This is a genomic window from Aeromonas popoffii, from assembly GCF_037818705.1.
GTDB classification, from domain to species: Bacteria; Pseudomonadota; Gammaproteobacteria; order Enterobacterales; family Aeromonadaceae; genus Aeromonas; species Aeromonas popoffii.
In genome coordinates this window covers 1,658,764-1,676,014 of sequence record NZ_CP149129.1, presented here as the reverse complement: position 1 = coordinate 1,676,014, position 17,251 = coordinate 1,658,764, and the positions used below count along the sequence as shown (strand labels likewise).

The window sequence follows — 17,251 nt, the reverse complement described above, 5'->3', positions numbered from 1 at the left end:
TCGCCCATCGGGCCCATTACTTGAGGTTGAACCCTTTCGATTGCAAGAATGCCTGCATGAAGGGGCGTGCCTCCTTGCCAAGGATGCCCCGGATCTGGCTGCTCCAGGTCTGCTGCTTGTTATTGCTGCTGCGGGCCTGATAGTAGGCCTCTATCTGCTGATCGTATCGCGCCAGCAAGGGGCGATCCAGCTCGGCCTGATAGTGATTCTCGTGCACAACCAGCGCCCGGGGCAAACGGGGTTTCTGTTCGGGAACCTGCGCCGGATGGCCCAGACAGAGCCCAAACAAGGGGATAACCAGGTCTGGTAGCCCCAGCGCCTCGCTCACAGCGACCGGATTATTGCGAATGCCGCCGATGTAGACGCCACCCAATCCCAGCGACTGGGCTGCCAGCAGGGCATTTTGGGCCATCAGGGCACCGTCGATGGCGCCGATCATCAGCTGCTCGATATAACCTGTCTGGGCGTCCGGCACGATTTGACCGTGACGATGATAATCGGCGCAAAACATCAGAAACTCGGCCGCCTCGGCCACATGAGCCTGATGCCCCGCCAGCTCCGCGAGCCGGGTGCGCAGGGCCATGTCGGTAACCCGTATGATGCTGTTAGTCTGCAGGAAACTGGAGCTGGAAGCAGACTGGGCCGCGCTCAGGATCTGGTCGAGCTGGGTCGCCGTGATGGGTTCTTGGGTAAATTGACGGATGGAGCGATGGGCGAGAATAAGGTCTATGGTCGGGTTCATGATGTCTCCAGGAAGAAGTCCACACTCTACCCAAAAAAACGGAGGGGCCCAAGGCCCCTCGCAGCTAACGATGACAGATGCACGTTCCTTGACCCTATCCCGCCAGCGGATAGACACCCGCCTTGCAGCTAACCAGAAAGGCGCTGGCCTCTACCTGCGCCACCGTCATCGGCTTGCTGAACAAAAAGCCCTGAAACACGTGACACCCCTGGGAACGCAGCGCGGCGAGCTCGTGCTCATCCTCCACCCCTTCGGCCATGATGCCAAGCCCCAGGCTGGTCGCCATGGCGACAGTGGCACGGATCACTGGCAGGTTCAGCCCCACCACGAACGAACGATCCAGCTTGATGGTGTCGATCGGCAGTCGGTTCAGGTAAGCCAGCGACGAATAGCCGGTACCAAAATCGTCAATGGCGATCTTGATGCCTTGCTCGCTCAGGGCATCGAGGATCTCGATGCAACCTTTCATATCCAGCATAAGGACAGTCTCGGTCAACTCCAAAGTCAGCAGGCCTGCATCCACGCCATACGCCTTGAGCTGCTGAGCCACCAGCTCCGGCAAGGCGGAGGAGAGTTGGAACCCGGACAGATTGACCGAGACCGGCACCCGCACCTGCCACTGTTGCTGCCAATGCGCCATCTGGGCCAGTGCCGTCGAGAGCACCCAGCCGCCGATCTCCCGGATCAGCCCCATCTCCTCGGCCAGCGGGATGAACTCCACCGGCGAGACATGGCCGAGCACAGGGTTGTGCCAGCGCAACAGGGCCTCGTAACCGAGCAGTTTGCCTTTTGCCACATCCACTTGGGGTTGGTAGCAGAGGCTCAGCTCCTGCCGACCTATTGCCTTGGCCAGAAATTGCTTCAGGGTCAGCTTGCGGTGCAGATTCTGCTGCATGCTGGGGGTGAAACGCTGCCAGCGCAGGCGCCCCATCTGCTTGGCCTGATACATGGCCATGTCAGCGCGGGTGATCAGATTGTCGCCGTCATCCGCATCGTCCGGGTAGATAGCGATGCCTATGCTGCCGCCAATGGTCACCTCGGGCACCCCGCTCAGCTGCAGCGGCTTGGTCATCTGGGAGAGCATGAGATCGGCCACTTCCTGCGCCCGATTGCTGGCGTGAGTCAGCGGCACCAGGGCAGTGAACTCGTCCCCACCGAGACGTGCCAGTTCCACATCTCGCGGGCAAACCTGCTTGAGCCGACCGGCCACCCGCTCCAACAGACGATCCCCGGCCTTGTGGCCATAGTTGTCGTTGACCAGCTTGAAGTTGTCGAGATCCATGAACACCAGCGCGAAGCGCCCACCCAGGCCGCAATATGCCTCGAGGGATTTCATCAGGCCGTAACGGTTGAGCAGCCCGGTCAGCGAGTCATGCCAGGCCAGATGGCGGTGTTCCAGCTCCTCGAGCTTGCGGTCCGTTATGTCGCGCATGGTGAGCAGGATCTGCGCCCCCTGCTGGATATGACGGAACTGGTACTGGAACCAGCGCATCCCCTTGAGCGTCCGGCACTCCCCCTCCGCCACGACTTCATCGAGTCGGGAGAGCTTCTGATAGAAGGCTTGGTCGTTGCCGGAAAACACCTGGGAGAGCTGGTTGACCTGGTCACCGAAACACATGTCGAAATGGTGGTTGCCACTCTCCAACCGACCCTGATTGTCAAACAGACAGGCCAGGGTATCGCCGGTAGCGAGGGAGGACTCCTGATAGAGGGTATCGGCGTCGATCACCGCCTCCGTCATCATCATCAAGCGACCGGCCAGCTGAACGCCGGACAACCGCAGGTAGATCTGCTTCTTGACCCCCTTGGGCGAGAGCGTCCACCACTCGCTGTAGCTGCGTCCCTGCTGAAAATCACCGAGATAGCGCTGTAGCAACAAGTCGATGGCATCGGCCATGTCGGCCGAGAAGTCACGTGATTGCAGTTCGGCAAGCGAGCTGGCTTCCCACACCCCCAATGCGGTGCGATTAGCCCAGTAGATATGATGATGTTGGATGTCATAAACCCAGATCGGGGTATGCAGCACATCCATCCCGTTCAATAACCGTTCGTCTAGCGTATTCATCTAATATGGTGATTCATGATGTGTGATCACAGGGAAACCCTGCAACAAGACGCCCTCTCGGGACGCCCGGCGCTGGTACAAAATCGGATCCAGCCCATAATCTGGAAATAAGCATGCGCACAAGGGCTGACTTCATATGAAAACGCTACATGTGAAACCCATGGTCAGGAAAAACGGACTCACCTTGATATTGTTGGGCATCATAGTAACCATTACTATGATTTTTATACTTTTTTTATTCCGTGAACAACCACTAATCCCCTTCATCTCCGGCCTGTTGGCGGGTCTGCTGATGATATTTATCGGCTCATTGAAACTGGTTGAACCCCATTTCAGCCTCTCGCTCTGTCACGATTGTTTGCAATATCACCATAAATACGGTGGTTGGATCCTGAAATGGAGAAATATTCAACGTATTGACCAACCACTCATTCATCTGGGCTGGGACCTGGTTGCCCTGCCCTACATAGGTTTGAAGATAAAAGATTACGACGATTTTTTGACATTGATCACACCCAGATTGGCAGTGCGCCTGCTGACAGAACAGAGGGCCGTGCTGCTGCAAGCCCTGCGCAGTGAACGGCAAGATTGTGCCAGCGGCAGCTGCGGTGATGCCTTTCAGGGAGAAGGTCTGCTGGAGGAGAGCCACTTTCGCTCCCCATCTGGTCAGCGCTACGAGGGGGTCATCGCAATGCTGGCCAATCGCATGACCCGCTTGCGTGACCTGCTCGGTTACGATCTGCTGGTGCCGGACAACAGCCTGGATCGGGACCCTGCCGAATTTGTCCGCCTGTTGCACCAATACCAGCGGGAGTCGAATCTAATCCAGATCAATTAAACGCCGGATTGCACTTGCCAAGGCTGGCGGCTCTTTTTAAGGTCACTCCCTTGTTACACCCAGAACACCGCTTATGAAGTACATCGAAGAGTTTTATCTGTTCGTCAAGGTGGTGCAAGAGGGAGGTTTTTCCCATGCGGCTGCCGCACTGGGCATGCCTACTGGCACCATCAGTCGACGTATTTCTCAGCTGGAAGAGCAGCTCGGCTGCTCCTTGCTACACAGATCCACCCGCAAACTCCGCCTCACCGACGATGGGCTCAGATATTACGAGCGTCTGTGTACCCCGCTGGCCGAGATTGAGCAGGCTACCGGTGAAATTCAGGGCCGGGAAGCCGACATTAACGGGGTGATACGCCTCGCCGCGCCCATCGCACTCTCCAACACCATACTGGTCGACATGCTGGCGGATTTTGGCCTGCACTACCCAGCTGTGCGGTTCGACATCACCCAGACCAATGATCATCAGCACCTGCTCGACAACGATCGGGATCTGGTGTTTTTCAACGGTGAACTGCCGCAATCCATGACCAATGCCCAGTGTCTCGGTCACATCGAATACGGCCTGTTCGCCTCCAGGCTCTATCTGGAGAAGATGGGCACACCGACTCACCCGGCCCAGCTGGAGGAGCACTCCCTGATCTACTGCTGGCCCCATCAGCACTGGCAACTGACCGGCCGGGACGAGCAGACAGTGCAGATCAAGCGCACCGCCAAGCTCACCGTCAACCAGACCCAGGCGGCAGTCAGGGCCGCCAGACGGCATCTGGGAATAGTCAACGCACCTCACCACTACGTCCACCCCTTCCTGCAGGATGAGCAACTGGTTGCCGTGCTGCCTGACTGGCAAACCGGCAATCGCCCCTTCTATATGTTGCGCTGTCAGCCTCAGTTCGCCCCACTACGTGTTAAGATGTTCGCTGAATTCGTTGAAAAATACTCAGCGCGCTACCGGAACCACCAATGGGACAACCAATTTTCACCGGCAACCAGTCTGTCCCGTTGCATCTGACCGTCAGCGGGCCACACTATTAACAATTCTCGTTGACCAGGCCAGCCTAACACTATGAATGTATTGATATGTGATGACTCAGGATTCGCTCGTAAACAGCTGGCCCGCGCCCTTCCTGCCGACTGGGATGTGACGCTGCATTACGCTGCAAACGGGCTCGAAGGGGTGGAACAAGTGCTGATGGGGCATGGCGATCTGATTTTTCTGGATCTGACCATGCCGGAGATGGACGGCTACGGGGTGCTGGAGACCCTGCAACAGGAAGGGCTGCGCAACAAGGTGTTCGTCGTCTCTGGCGACATCCAGCCCGAGGCGCATCAAAGGGTCATGAGTCTTGGCGCCCTCGATTTCATCAAGAAACCGGCCGCCCCCGAAACCCTGAGTGCCCTGCTCAGGCAACACGGTTTGTGGCAACCCAATGGTGTTGCCGCTGCGCCTGCCTTGCTTGAAGGCCTGACGGCAGGTGGGCCTGATGCTGATATTGGCGTCAAGCTCACCCCCGAGATCCGCGACGTTTACCAAGAGCTCGCCAACATCTCGATGGGCCAGGCCGCCGACTTGCTTGCCCGCCTGCTCAACGCCTTTGTGGTGCTGCCCATTCCCAACGTCAACGTGCTGGAGGTCTCTGAGCTGCACATGGCCCTCTCGGCCGCCGCCGACTCGGATACCCTCTCCGCCGTCTGTCAGGGCTTCATCGGGGCGGGGATCGCCGGCGAAGCGCTGATCCTGTTCCACGACTCCAGCTTCACGGATCTGGCCCGGCTGATGAACCACCAGGGGGCGCTGGATCGCAATGCCGAGCTGGAACTCTTGATGGACACAGCCAACGTGCTGATCGGTGCCTTCCTGCGCGGTTACGCCAGCCAGCTCGATACCCCTTTCAGCCAAGGTCATCCGGTGGTGCTCGGCCAGCACAGACCCATCAAGGATCTCATTAACACCAACAAGAGCCGCTGGCGCCGCACCCTGGCCATCGAGATCAACTATCGGGTCCAGGATTACGCGGTGCAGTGTGACTTGCTGCTGCTGTTTACCGAAGATTCCATCGCCACCATGAACAATAAAATCATGCACATGCTCTAGGGAGTGACCATGGAAATTCGTGAATTTCATTGGCTGATGAACATAGTCCAGAATCTGGACGTGGGGCTGGTGGTGCTCGACAAGGCGTACCGGGTACAGGTGTGGAACGGCTTCATGGAGAGCCACAGCGGCAGGTTAGCCGGTGAGGTACGCGATGGCGTGCTGTTCGATCTCTTCCCCGATGTGGACAGGGCCTGGTTCGAGCGCAAGGCCAACATGGTGTTCAAGCTCAACAATCGCGCCTTCAGCACCTGGGAGCAGAAACCCTATCTGCTGCGTTTCTCCAACTATCGCCCCATCACGGGCTCGGCACCCCATATGTTCCAGAATCTGACCCTGGTGCCCTTGGCCGACTTTGGTGGCCAGGTGACCCATATCGCCGTGATGATCTACGATGCCACCGACGAGGCCATGCTGATAAGTGGCCAGCGGCAAGCCTGAGCCAGCCGCAAACAACACAGGGCGCCGCGGCGCCCTGGTTCATTCCATGAGATTGTCACGCCCCGAGATACTCGGTAAAGGCGTCAATCACCTCTTCGATGTCATCATCGTGGATCTGCAGATGGGTCACCAGCCGCAGCTCGCCATAACCGGAGAAGAGGATCCCCCGCGCCTTCATGAAGGCCAGCAAGGGTGCACTCTCGCCACTCGTCAGTTGCAGGAACACCATGTTGGTCTGAACCTGCGCCAGATCCAGCCTGATGCCAGGCAGCGCAGCCAGCCCCTCGGCCAACCGTCTGGCACGGCGATGATCGTCCGCGAGGCGTACCACATGCTGCTGCAACGCAAACAGGCCAGCCTGAGCCAGGATCCCCGCCTGACGCATACCGCCACCCACCATCTTGCGCAGCCTTCTGGCACGGGCGATGAAGGCATGAGAACCCACCAGCAGCGATCCCACCGGCGCTCCCAGCCCCTTGGAGAGGCAGATGGAGACACTGTCAAACGGCGCGACCAGCTCGCGCACCGTATGGCCACTCGCCACCACGGCATTGAACAGACGAGCACCGTCCAGATGCAACTGCAAACCATGCTCATCGACCAGTTCGCGCATCTCACGCAGATAAGGCAAGGGCAGCACCTTGCCGTTATGGGTGTTTTCGAGGCAGACGAGGCGAGTCTGGGTAAAATGGACATCGTCAGGGGCGATGGCCGCCCGCACATCCGCCAGCGCCAGCGAGCCATCAGCCTGCATGGGCACAGGTTGCAGAGCCACAGACCCCAGCACGGCAGAACCCTGCGCCTCGTAGCGATAGATGTGGGCTGCCGAGCCCAGTACAGCCCCTTCCCCACGCTGGCAATGGCTCATCACCGCCAGCAAGTTGGACATGGTGCCGGATGGCACGAACAGCGCAGCCTCCTTGCCAAGCAGGTCGGCGCCATAGGCTTCCAACGCGTTGACGCCCGGATCCTCCCCATAGACATCATCCCCGACCTCGGCATGGAGCATGCACTGACGCATGGCATCCGTGGGCTGGGTGACCGTATCACTTCGTAAATCGATATAGCGCATGACATCCCTCCTGGTGCAGGAGGACGACGTTAGCCAGCCCGGGCGGGCTTGGCAAGCAGGGCGTCACTGGAATGTGAGCCCGGTGACGGCTTACCAGGGCAGCGGCTGCCCCTGCAGATCCACAAAGGCGCCGGATTGTGCCAACGACAAACCGGCGATCAGAGCCAGTAAACGGGGGGCGATCAATGCAGGATCCTGCAGGCTGGCGGGGGCCAGCGCATGGAGAAAGGGCTGGTTCATGGGGGTGTCCATGGGGCCCGGGTGCACAGTGATCACCCCAGCGCTGGGGAAACGATCCCGCCATTCGAGCGCCAGCGTCCTGGCCCCCATGTTGAGGGCCGCCTTGCTCATCCGGTAGCTGTAGCGGCAGCCCGTCTCATTGGCGGTCAGGCTACCGGCCAGATCGGAGAGAGAACAGAGCCACAAGCTGGCATCCGGGGTCATGCGGCGGCTCAGGCAGGCGCCGAGGGCCAGATGTGGCCAGGCATTGGCCAGCAGGCTGTCGCACAGCCACTTGGGATTGACCTCCTCCACCCACAGCTCCGGCATGAAGTTGATGTCGTGCAACAGGCCTATGGTGTTGATCACCACGCTCGGCAGGGGGCTTGTGTCATAGAGGGTGAACAGCGCATCGAAAGAGAGTGGCTCCACATCCTGCAACGGGAAGTAGCAGGCCGGATCCAGCCCCTTGGGCAGTTGCCTGCCGGCCAGCACCCACTCCTCGCCACGAGCCGACAGCTCCCTGGCCAGCGCCGTGCCCAATCCACCACTGCCCAAGATCAGATAGCCCATCGCCCTCTCCCCGGATCTGCCGTCTGTTTAGAGGTTATCAGAATAATAATCGGCTGCCGCCAAGAGTTGGTTGGCTATGCCCATCCGGGTTTATGCCTCATTGAGGTGCTTGCCAAATTCGCGCGCCAACGCCAGATCCAGGAAGCCGTCGGCCCTCTTGTGGCTGCGCAAGAACTGGTAGTAGGCGAGCAGGGTCACCAGTTGCCTTTCATCAGGCAGGGATTGCTCCGGCTGCAACTCCTGCAGCAGGGTACCTGCGGCGGCCAGCGCCTCCCGATCCACCACTTCTGCCTGTCGGTAAAGATAACCACAACCGGTGGCAAGCCACTCCAGCGAGCAGTTGGCCCCCATGGCGATCTGGTTTGCTTTGCCAAGGCCAGGCTCGGCCCCCTTCAGATATTTGCGGATCAGGGCTTCACTCAAACCGACTTTACGCGCAAACGCGCTGATGCTGCCCACCCCGATCAGACTCCGCAACCGCTCGGCAAATCCTTCCATATGTCTCCTGTCAGAACCAAAGTTCGAGTGAACAAAAAACGCATTATTGCCTTGCCAGGCAGAAGAGACCAAGATGCTGGCAGCATTAATTTCCCAAGGAGTCACTCATGTCTGTATCTCGCGTCGCCCTGCACGAGCAGGGCCCGACCTTCTCCCGCCTCATCATGGGCTACTGGCGTCTGATGGAGTGGCAACTCTCCCCGGCAGCGCTGCTCGATCTGATGAAGTACCACCTGGACCTGGGAGTGACCACCCTGGATCACGCCGACATCTACGGCGGTTACCTGTGCGAGGAGGCGTTCGGCAAGGCCCTGCGCCTTGAGCCCTCCCTGCGCGCCCGAATGGAAATCGTCAGCAAATGCGGCATCGCCCTCACCGCCAAGCCGGAACATGCGCTCAACCACTACAACACCGGCAAGGCGCACATCATCGCCAGTGCCGAGAACTCCCTGCGCAAACTCAGCACCGACTATCTGGATCTGCTGCTGATCCACCGCCCCGACCCCCTGATGGATGCCGACGAGGTGGCCGATGCCTTCATCACCCTCAGGCAGGCAGGCAAGATCAAGCACGCCGGGGTATCCAACTTCACCCCTCGCCAGTTCGAGCTGCTGCAGTCACGCCTGCCCTTCCCGCTGGTCACCAACCAGCTGGAGATCTCGCCGCTGAACCAGAGCACCACCCTGGATGGCACCCTGGATCAATGCCAGCAACTTCGCATCAAGCCCATGGCTTGGTCCTGCCTCGGTGGCGGACGCCTGTTCAACGGCCAGGAGTATGCGCCGCTACGCGCCGAGCTCGAGCAGATCCGCCATGAAGTGGGCGCTCAGCACATAGAGCAGCTGGTCTACGCCTGGGTGATGATGTTGCCAAGCCAGCCGTTGCCGCTGATAGGCTCAGGCAAGCGGGAGCGGATCGCCGCCGCCGTGGCCGCCGAGTCCATCGTACTCAACCGCCAGCAGTGGTTCCGCATTCGCAAGGCGGCGCTCGGGTATGACGTGCCCTGACCCTGTATGACAGCCGCATAACGCACCAACAAAAACGGCATGGGGGATACCCATGCCGTTCTGCATTATCAAGGCAACTCAACGATGACGCTGGGGGCGACCACGTGGTGCATCTGTCTTCGGTTTGGCTTGGTTGACTGTGATGGTGCGGCCACCGATTTCGGTGCCATGTAAACCGGCGATAGCCTTCTCAGCATCGCCATTGACAGGCATTTCAATAAAGCCAAACCCCTTGGACTGACCGGTATCGCGATCGATGATGATATCGACCTTTTCTACCTGCCCAAATTGGCTGAACACGGTTGTCAGTTCGTCGGCCGTCATCCGGTACGACAGATTACCTACGTAAATCTTCATGCCATCCACTCTCGATTCAAGGTGCCTTCTCTATTTAATCACCAACACAGAAGTAAGGGCACACCCTCCATGCCGGACCTGCCAGGGCATCATGCCGAGGCACTCCCCATTTTGTTCACTCAAGCCATTGATCTCTTGGGTGAACAGAACAGGCAAGATCAATTCGAGTCACTGGCAGTATCTGAGCTTTGAGGCGGATTGTCGAGAAAATAGTCAGCTCACATGGGAAGCAGCGCCTTGAGCATCTCCTTGAGTGCGCGGCGACCGTGCCAGGCCCGTTTAAAGCCAAAGCGATAAATGCCGGGTGCGACTTCGTGGGTTCCCTCACGACCTAGCCCCATCAGTTTGGTCGCCGCCGCAAGCTGCTCACCATCGAGCCGAAGATCCAGGCTGAACGCCAGCCACTGGCCGTCGTGGCCCACCGTGCGATCCCGCTCAATGCCGACCAGAGCCGCTCTTGGCAGAGCCAGCGCCCTGTCATCGCTGCCATTGAGCAGGTAGAGACGCTCGTCGTCCCAGGCAAGTTCGGCCAGTCGCCAGCGCTGCCAGTTGCGAGGCAACACCATCATCAACAGCACTATGCCGCCAAACACCACCCCCACCCAGGGCAGCAGCCCCATCGCCGGATAGCCCAGGCCGACGGCGGCCAGCACAGTCACCAGACTCGCCAGCAGTAAGATCCCCATCACAGGATAAAAACGTCGGGCGGGAGGCATCAGGCAACAGAGCCCCGCCTTATCCACCAGCTCACTCACCTTCATCTCGCTCTCCTTATGTTCTCGTGCGCTCACCTAGATGTGTCGCGCATTGTGCGGGAGCCGGACGCCAAGATGCAACCCGACCGGCAAGTCGGGTGACGACCTCGCCAGACTCTTGATATGATTGGGGTTATCTGAGCCCATCTCTTAGCGTAATTGTCGGGAGTCTCATGCTTGCTACCACCCTGCTGTTCATGGCCAGTGCCCTGCATTCCGGTGCCCACCCAATCGCTCCTGAAGCCATTGGCGGCTATTCGGCCGGCTGCCTCAAACATAGCATGGCCCTCCCGCTGACAGGGCCCGGCTATCAGGTGATCCGCAGCAAACGACTGCGCTACTACGGTCACCCCGACCTTATTCACTATCTCACGACCCTGGCAAACCAGACCCGGATGGCCGGCATGCCGGATCTCTATATCGCCGATCTGGCCATGGCCCACGGCGGCCCCTTCAGCTCGGGCCATCGCAGCCACCAGACCGGGCTCGATGCCGACATCTGGTTCCGGATGGCCAACCAGCCCATCAGCAAATGGGAACAGGATGCCCCCAAGGAGTGGGCGCTGATCGACGAGCCCAGTTACCGGGTCTTGCCGGGACGTTTCGGTCCCCAGCAACTGGAACTGCTGCGCCTGGCGGCCAGCAAGCCCGAGGTTGCCCGCATCTTTATCAATCCGGTGCTCAAGGGCGAGGTGTGCAAGCGGGCCGCTGATGAACCCTGGGTCGCCAAGCTACGTCCCTGGGTCGGCCACTTCAGCCACTTCCATGTGCGGCTGCACTGTCCGGCTGGCAGTCCGGATTGCGAACCCCAGGCCCCGATCCCGCCCGGCAATGGCTGCGACGCCGAGCTGGCCTCCTGGCTCAAGGACAAGCCGCAATTACCCAAGGTCTCGATGACGTACAGCAAACCCAGGCTGCCCGCCCGTTGTGGCAGTTGACCACAAGCTGTTATGGTGCACCTATATCCGCTAGAAATTTCAATGGAGAACAACAAGATGGCCACTTCACTCTGGCGCCGGACAACGCAGAGCCTGTTGACCCTGACCCTGCTGCTGGGACTGACGGGTTGCGGCATGAACAACATTCCGACCCTGGATGAACAGGTCAAGGCGAGCTGGGGCCAGGTCGAGAACCAGTACCAGCGCCGGGCCGATCTCATTCCCAATCTGGTGGCCACCGTCAAGGGCTACGCCAGCCACGAGCAAGAGACCCTGAAAGCGGTCACCGACGCCCGAGCCCGGGTCGGCAGCGTGCAGGTGAGCGATCCTGCCCAGCTCAAGGCGTTTGAAGCGGCCCAGAACCAGCTCTCCAGCGCCCTCGCCCGGCTGATGGTGGTAGTCGAACGCTATCCGGATCTGAAGGCAGATCAGCAGTTCCTCACCCTGCAGGCACAGCTGGAAGGCACCGAGAACCGTATCTCGGTGGCCCGCCGCGACAACATTGAGGCGGTGCGCCAGTTCAATACCGAGATCCGTACCTTCCCCGGCGTCATCTGGTCCAAGTTGCTCTATTCGGATCTGGAGGCCAAACCGAGCTTCAGTGCCAAGCCAGGTGCCGATGAGGCGCCCAAGGTCAACTTCCAATGAGCAGGCTTGCCCGCTGGCTGTTGCCTTGTCTGCTGCTGTGGATGGCAGCGCTGCAAGCCGCCCCCACCTTTCCAGCCCTCAGCGGCCGGGTAGTGGATGAGGCAAACCTGATGTCCCGTAAGCAAGCTCATCAGCTGACCCAGCAACTGGCCGCATTTGAAAGGCGTAGCGGCATCCAGCTGGTGGTGGTCTCAATCGATACATTGGATGGTGGAACCATAGAGGAGTATGGCTACCAGCTCGGTCGCCACTGGGGCATTGGTCAGAAAGGCAAAAACAACGGCGTCCTGCTGCTGATCGCACAGGATGAGCGCAAGGTGCGCATCGAAGTGGGTTATGGGCTGGAAGGTGCCCTGCCCGACGCCATTGCGGCCAACATCATCCAGGCCCGGATACTGCCCGCCTTCAAGCGTGGCAACATGGCCGCCGGTGTGGTCGCAGGCAGCAGGGGCATCATGCAGGCGCTGGCGGGTGAGTACACGCCGGTGGACATTCCCAAACAAAAGGAGAGGCTGGGCGGTCCCTGGCTGTTCATCCTGATAGTGATTGTGATGCTAGTGCTGCATAACCTGCGCGGCGGTGGCGGGGGCGGCAGCGGTGGCCGACGCCGCGCGGCTTTGCTGACAGGAGGCTTCGGTGCAGGCAGCTTCGGCAGCCGGGGCGGCGGCGGTGGCGGTTTCAGTGGGGGCGGCGGCAGTTTTGGCGGCGGCGGAGCCTCCGGTGGTTGGTAACAGGAATACAGGCATGAAGAGACGACACTATGATTTCTAAACAGTTCTTCCACACGCTACAGGCCAAGGTTCGCGAGGCGGAGCTGGAAACGGATGCTGAACTGGTCACAGTGCTGGCGCCAGCCAGTGACGGTTATCGCTATATTCCCACCCTGTGGGCTGCGCTGATTGCCATGCTCACCCCCCTGCTGGTGTTTGAGCTCGGCTTCTGGCTCGGCTGGTACGAGATCCTGCTAGCACAGTGGTCGGTGTGGCTGCTGCTGAGCATATTGTTCCACTGGACCCCCATCAAGATGTATCTGATCCCGAAGCAGGTACGCCAGCGCAGGGCGGCGTTGATGGCTCGCCTGCAGTTTGTCGAACAGGGGCTGCACCGCACTCGGGACCGGCTGGGGGTGCTGATCTTCGTCTCGGTGGCCGAACACTATGTGGAAATACTGGTGGATGACGGCATCGCCCAGCATATCGACAATGCCCTGTGGCAGGCGATCATCGACGACTTCACTCAACGGGTACGCAACCGGGAGGTGGAGCAGGGATTCATCGAGTGCGTGGAGCGCACCCGCGCCATCCTGACCGATGCCTTCCCGGCGACCCGGGATCAGAATGAGCTGCCCGACAGTCTGATCATCTTGGACAAGCCCTGATCAAGTTTAAAAAACCGGCATTCTGTTCAAGGGATAGGCATTCGATAAAGATTATGAAAAATAAGGGGAAAAATGGTTGACCCTGGCAGCCCTTTCCCCTAAATTACGCCCCGTTCCAGCGCAACGGCGCGGCGAATGAAGTGTTGGCCAAACACGTTAAACCCTGGTCAAAAATTTGGTGAGGTGTCCGAGTGGCTGAAGGAGCACGCCTGGAAAGTGTGTATACGGCAACGTATCGAGGGTTCGAATCCCTCCCTCACCGCCAAATCGCTAAGCCCGACCTAACTGGTCGGGTTTTTTGCTTTTTGGCCTGCGCCATCTGCTCTCGATCGGCGAATGCTCTCCCCCTCCTCTCGCAACACACCGGCATCCCCGCGGTGACATTCTCCCTATCAGGCGTCCTTGCCCACCTCGGTATGAGCATGCCTTGTTTCTCACCCTGCCCAGAGCGGCGTTCAGCCCTGCGCTGTAACATATGTTCCCGCCGGACACGACTCTGATTTATTGCTCACCGATTGGATATCATTTTGAAAAACTGATACTTAAATAGCTACACTAGCCATTATCAATATCCAGGGACGTACAAAAATGAGCTTGATTGGCTTGATGCTGGCGTTGCTCGCCATCCTTGGCGGCAACATGATAGAGGGGGGCCATCCCAGCGCCCTGCTCGATCTGCCAGCCTTCCTCATAGTGATAGGCGGTACGATCGGTGCCGCACTGACTCAGTTTCCCTTCTCCGTCGTCGGTAAAACCTTCAAGCGCTTCAAGTGGCTACTCTCCCCCCCCAAGCTCGACATGCTGGAACAGGCACAGTTGCTGGAGACCCTGGCCGGCAACGCCAGACGCAGCGGCATGCTGGCTCTGGAGGGCATGATCGACGATATCAAGGATCCCTTCCTGAAAAAAGGGGTGCAGATGATGGTCGATGGCTACGAGAAAACCAAGATCCACGAGGTATTGGAAAACGAGATCGAGTTCGAGCATGAGGATCTCGAGCAGACCGTCAAATTCTATGAGGCCATGGGCGGCTACAGCCCGACAATGGGGATAGTGGGTGCGGTATTTGGCCTGATCCACGCCATGGGCCTGCTCGATGCCCCTGACAAGCTGGGGGGGGCCATCGCGGTGGCCTTCATCGCCACCATCTACGGGGTGGGTGCCGCCAACCTGATCTTTCTTCCCTTCGGTAACCGCTACAAGGGGTTTGCCCATGATATCCGCCACTACAAGGAGATGACCTTGACCGGTATCCTCTGCATCGTGGATGGCGAGTCGCAAGCCCGGTTACAAGTTACCCTCGAACCTTATCTGGGAGGCCATGGTGGCCAAAAAGAAAAAGCCTGAAGCGCCGGAAAACCACGAACGCTGGCTGGTTTCCTATGCCGATTTCATGACCCTGCTGTTCGCCCTGTTCGTGGTGCTCTACTCCTTTGCCATGGCCAAACAGTCCGAGACCCGGGTGCTGATCCAGGGCTTCATCGAGTCGCTGGGTAAAATCGGCCTCATCTCTCCACCGGCAGGCTCTCCTGTGATGCAGGGCGGCACCGGGATCCTGGAGCCCGAATCCAGGACGACCCCCAGCAGTCCGGATAAAGAGACTGTGCTGGAAAAAGAGGCACCGACCGCAGCGGCAGATCCCTTCAACGAAACCATAGGGGCCTCTGAGAAGCCGAGTGCCACCGAGGCATGGCCGCACAAGACCAAGGAACAGGAGTGGGTACAGGTCACCAAGAAGAAGCTCGAGCAGCAGCTCAAGGCACAGATTGAATCCAAGGATCTGGAGGTGGAGCAGCTTGGCAGCCAGCTGGTGATCCGCATCGGCGAGAAGGCGCTGTTTCCGGCCGATTCGGCCTTCCTGCAGCCCCAGTTCATCCCGCTGGTCAACAAGATCTCCGGCATACTGGCAGACATCCCGGGCAAGGTGGTGGTGACCGGCCACACAGACAACTCACAGGCGCCGATAGAGCTCTATCGCAGCAACTGGGAGCTATCGGTGCTGCGCTCGGCCTCCATCGTCCATACCCTGCTCACCAACCCCAAGCTGGATGCAACCAGGGTCATCGCTCAGGGGGTGGCCGATGCCCAGCCACGTTATGCTAACGACACGCCGGAGCATAGACAGGCCAACCGCCGGGTCGAGATCACCCTCTCTCAGGGCAAGGCCGCAGAAGAGGCGCTCCCCATCCTCAAACCATGATCAACACACCCCGCCCTGCGGGGTTTTCTTTGCACCTCACCCTGCCTGACTTGCTCCTGTCATCCGACCCGTATCCCCTGCTCTCCTCTGCAGGCAGCGCCTAGGCAAACTCTGCTGAGCGCCCTTTTCCGGGTCTATTCTCGCCGTTGAAAATGATTCTCAAATGAGAAAATTGACATTGCTAGCAAAATACGATTTTCCTCCCGATGATTAATAATTAATCCTTTGAAATGACATGTAAATCAGTATGGAAGTGGCATAATGCGTAACACCATTGTTAAGTCACATGATTAATTCGGTTAGGGAAAACCTATATGTTTGCTGATATCGCTGTCCAGCATTGGGCTTTTGCTATCTATGTCGTTGCAGCCATTTGCCTGTGTCTGATCATGATAGGTCTGGCCGCCTTGCTGGGAGGCCGAGCCTACGGCCGAGCCAAAAACAAGCCCTTCGAGTCGGGCATAGATTCGGTTGGCAATGCCCGTCTGCGTTTCTCCGCCAAGTTCTACCTGGTCGCCATGTTCTTCGTCATCTTCGACGTCGAGGCCCTCTATCTGTTCGCCTGGTCCGTCTCCGTTCGGGAGAGTGGCTGGGTCGGCTTTATCGAAGCCACCATCTTTATCACTCTGCTGCTGGTAGGTCTTATCTACCTGTGGCGCATCGGCGCCCTCGACTGGGCACCAAAGAAACGCGCTCTGACTGACAAGAAGCCAGACTGAATGACCGATATTCCCTTTGAGGTTGCACCATGAAGTACACCCTGACCCGGATTGACCCGGATGCGCCAGTTGAGCGCTACCCCCAGGAACAACGCCAGACCGTCGATGATCCGCTGGCGCAACAGGCTGAACGCGGCATCATGATGGGGCGTCTCGAGGAGGTGTTGCAAGACACCGTCAACTGGGGTCGCAAGAATTCCCTCTGGCCCTACAACTTCGGCATCTCCTGCTGCTACGTGGAGATGTGTACCGCCTTCACCTCTCCCCATGACGTAGCTCGCTTCGGGGCGGAAGTCATCCGTGCCTCGCCGCGTCAGGCCGATTTCATGGTGATAGCAGGGACGCCCTTCATCAAGATGGCGCCAGTCATTCAGCGCCTCTACGAGCAGCTGCTCGAACCCAAGTGGGTCATTTCCATGGGCGCCTGTGCCAACTCGGGCGGTATGTATGACATCTACTCCGTGGTACAGGGCGTGGACAAGTTCCTGCCGGTCGACGTCTACATTCCTGGCTGCCCGCCCCGTCCCGAGGCATTCCTGCAAGCCCTGATGTTGCTGCAAGACTCCATCGGCAAGGAGCGCCGGCCCCTCTCCTGGGTGGTGGGCGATCAGGGGATCTACCGTCCCCAGATGCAGGCCGAGAAGGAACGCAAGCGCGGCGAGCGGATCAACGTAACCAACCTGCGCACGCCGGATGAGATCTGATC

20 protein-coding genes and 1 tRNA gene are annotated in these 17,251 nt (G+C 59.1%); 14 read left to right on the top strand and 7 right to left on the bottom strand.

The genetic code is table 11. The features are described from left to right. Positions 1-16 precede the first annotated feature (16 nt). Together nfsA and WJM78_RS07965 are read right to left on the bottom strand one after the other, a co-directional pair. Positions 17-742 (bottom strand): oxygen-insensitive NADPH nitroreductase, encoded by a 726-nt coding sequence (gene nfsA / locus WJM78_RS07970; RefSeq protein ID WP_339014989.1) that lies wholly within the window; start codon positions 740-742, stop codon positions 17-19. A 94-nt stretch (positions 743-836) separates the two neighbouring features. After that, on the bottom strand, positions 837-2,774 hold the full coding sequence (locus WJM78_RS07965; RefSeq protein WP_339015799.1) for a putative bifunctional diguanylate cyclase/phosphodiesterase: 1,938 nt from the start codon (positions 2,772-2,774) through the stop codon (positions 837-839). 169 nt (positions 2,775-2,943) lie between these two features. Between WJM78_RS07965 and WJM78_RS07960 the strand changes: the two genes are divergently transcribed. The 4 genes from WJM78_RS07960 to WJM78_RS07945 all read left to right on the top strand — a co-directional run bounded on the left by WJM78_RS07960 (position 2,944) and on the right by WJM78_RS07945 (position 6,181). Beyond that, positions 2,944-3,645 (top strand): DUF2982 domain-containing protein, encoded by a 702-nt coding sequence (locus WJM78_RS07960; protein ID WP_042034352.1) that lies wholly within the window; start codon positions 2,944-2,946, stop codon positions 3,643-3,645. Positions 3,646-3,718: 73 nt separating this feature from the next. After that, on the top strand, positions 3,719-4,657 hold the full coding sequence (locus WJM78_RS07955; protein WP_339014986.1) for a LysR family transcriptional regulator: 939 nt from the start codon (positions 3,719-3,721) through the stop codon (positions 4,655-4,657). A 54-nt stretch (positions 4,658-4,711) separates the two neighbouring features. Beyond that, positions 4,712-5,740 carry a response regulator gene (locus WJM78_RS07950; RefSeq protein WP_339014984.1) on the top strand — a complete coding sequence of 343 codons (1,029 nt, stop codon included), beginning with the start codon at positions 4,712-4,714 and terminating at the stop codon, positions 5,738-5,740. Between the two features lie 9 nt (positions 5,741-5,749). After that, the gene (locus WJM78_RS07945) at positions 5,750-6,181 is read left to right on the top strand and encodes a PAS domain-containing protein (RefSeq protein WP_042034356.1); all 432 of its coding nucleotides are present in this window, start codon (positions 5,750-5,752) and stop codon (positions 6,179-6,181) included. Between the two features lie 55 nt (positions 6,182-6,236). Here WJM78_RS07945 and ltaE read toward each other — a convergent pair whose 3' ends face one another. The 3 genes from ltaE to WJM78_RS07930 form a co-directional block, all read right to left on the bottom strand. After that, positions 6,237-7,253, bottom strand: a complete 1,017-nt coding sequence (ltaE, locus tag WJM78_RS07940) for a low-specificity L-threonine aldolase (protein WP_042034357.1) — start codon at positions 7,251-7,253, stop codon at positions 6,237-6,239. Positions 7,254-7,343: 90 nt separating this feature from the next. Further along, positions 7,344-8,045, bottom strand: coding sequence for a short-chain dehydrogenase (locus tag WJM78_RS07935; RefSeq protein ID WP_339014981.1), 702 nt, complete (start codon positions 8,043-8,045; stop codon positions 7,344-7,346). A gap of 90 nt (positions 8,046-8,135) precedes the next feature. Then, a complete protein-coding gene (locus WJM78_RS07930) occupies positions 8,136-8,543 on the bottom strand; it encodes a transcriptional regulator (RefSeq protein WP_042034359.1) in 408 nt (135 codons plus the stop codon). 107 nt (positions 8,544-8,650) lie between these two features. On the opposite strand from WJM78_RS07930, the gene WJM78_RS07925 reads away from it, so the two are divergent. Next, on the top strand, positions 8,651-9,550 hold the full coding sequence (locus WJM78_RS07925; protein WP_339014979.1) for an aldo/keto reductase family oxidoreductase: 900 nt from the start codon (positions 8,651-8,653) through the stop codon (positions 9,548-9,550). Positions 9,551-9,628: 78 nt separating this feature from the next. On the opposite strand, the gene WJM78_RS07920 is transcribed toward WJM78_RS07925, so the two are convergent. Both WJM78_RS07920 and WJM78_RS07915 read right to left on the bottom strand, forming a co-directional pair. Then, on the bottom strand, positions 9,629-9,907 hold the full coding sequence (locus WJM78_RS07920; RefSeq protein ID WP_080741091.1) for an RNA recognition motif domain-containing protein: 279 nt from the start codon (positions 9,905-9,907) through the stop codon (positions 9,629-9,631). 218 nt (positions 9,908-10,125) lie between these two features. Then, positions 10,126-10,668, bottom strand: coding sequence for a hypothetical protein (locus WJM78_RS07915; protein ID WP_042034362.1), 543 nt, complete (start codon positions 10,666-10,668; stop codon positions 10,126-10,128). A gap of 167 nt (positions 10,669-10,835) precedes the next feature. Between WJM78_RS07915 and mepA the strand changes: the two genes are divergently transcribed. The 9 genes from mepA (at position 10,836) to WJM78_RS07870 (ending at position 17,249) form a co-directional block, all read left to right on the top strand. Beyond that, entirely contained in the window at positions 10,836-11,600 is a 765-nt protein-coding gene (gene mepA, locus WJM78_RS07910) for a penicillin-insensitive murein endopeptidase (protein WP_339014975.1), read from the top strand. Positions 11,601-11,642: 42 nt separating this feature from the next. Beyond that, positions 11,643-12,248 carry a LemA family protein gene (locus WJM78_RS07905; protein WP_339014973.1) on the top strand — a complete coding sequence of 202 codons (606 nt, stop codon included), beginning with the start codon at positions 11,643-11,645 and terminating at the stop codon, positions 12,246-12,248. Further along, positions 12,245-12,979, top strand: coding sequence for a TPM domain-containing protein (locus tag WJM78_RS07900; protein ID WP_339014971.1), 735 nt, complete (start codon positions 12,245-12,247; stop codon positions 12,977-12,979). Before WJM78_RS07905 ends, WJM78_RS07900 begins: the two co-directional genes overlap by 4 nt. A gap of 29 nt (positions 12,980-13,008) precedes the next feature. Beyond that, the gene (locus tag WJM78_RS07895; protein ID WP_108536120.1) at positions 13,009-13,626 is read left to right on the top strand and encodes a TPM domain-containing protein; all 618 of its coding nucleotides are present in this window, start codon (positions 13,009-13,011) and stop codon (positions 13,624-13,626) included. A gap of 177 nt (positions 13,627-13,803) precedes the next feature. Then, positions 13,804-13,891, top strand: a tRNA-Ser gene (locus WJM78_RS07890). 323 nt (positions 13,892-14,214) lie between these two features. Next, positions 14,215-14,973: a flagellar motor protein gene (locus tag WJM78_RS07885; RefSeq protein ID WP_212512688.1), complete on the top strand. Its 759-nt coding sequence runs from the start codon at positions 14,215-14,217 to the stop codon at positions 14,971-14,973. Continuing rightward, a complete protein-coding gene (locus WJM78_RS07880) occupies positions 14,948-15,826 on the top strand; it encodes a flagellar motor protein MotB (protein ID WP_042034367.1) in 879 nt (292 codons plus the stop codon). Before WJM78_RS07885 ends, WJM78_RS07880 begins: the two co-directional genes overlap by 26 nt. A 314-nt stretch (positions 15,827-16,140) precedes the next feature. Further along, positions 16,141-16,545 carry an NADH-quinone oxidoreductase subunit A gene (locus WJM78_RS07875; protein ID WP_042034368.1) on the top strand — a complete coding sequence of 135 codons (405 nt, stop codon included), beginning with the start codon at positions 16,141-16,143 and terminating at the stop codon, positions 16,543-16,545. Between the two features lie 29 nt (positions 16,546-16,574). Continuing rightward, the gene (locus tag WJM78_RS07870; protein ID WP_042034369.1) at positions 16,575-17,249 is read left to right on the top strand and encodes a NuoB/complex I 20 kDa subunit family protein; all 675 of its coding nucleotides are present in this window, start codon (positions 16,575-16,577) and stop codon (positions 17,247-17,249) included. Positions 17,250-17,251: the final 2 nt, after the last annotated feature.